Origin of the sequence: Lentilactobacillus parakefiri (assembly GCF_002157585.1) — a bacterium.
Lineage (GTDB): Bacteria > Bacillota > Bacilli > Lactobacillales > Lactobacillaceae > Lentilactobacillus > Lentilactobacillus parakefiri.
On sequence record NZ_BDGB01000147.1, the window covers coordinates 1 to 285 of the forward strand.

Genomic DNA, 285 nt, shown 5'->3' on the forward strand with positions numbered 1-285 from the left:
CATATTTCTGTTTCGTGTCCGGATTTACTTTTTGGGAGAGTGTTTGAACGGCTTGATATTTTTGTTGGGGGCATCCTTCCTTTCGATTTCCTGAAGTTTTTTTAGAATAGCTGCCTCAGTTGAAACATATTCCAATCGTGCCTTCAGACGCTTAATCTCCAAGTCCTTCTTTTCCAATTCAGAAAGATGACCATTATCTTCTTTAGCTTTTCCACGACGATCAGCTAATCCGTCCGCACCATCTTTTTCATATTTGTTACCCCAGCTATAGACCTGGCCATACGA

Annotated in this window: 1 pseudogene; it reads right to left on the minus strand. The window is 41.1% G+C overall.

Annotated elements, in window-relative coordinates:
* Window positions 1–24 precede the first annotated feature (24 nt).
* A pseudogene (locus tag LPKJCM_RS11810) lies at window positions 25–285 on the minus strand (helix-turn-helix domain-containing protein); the annotation flags it as partial.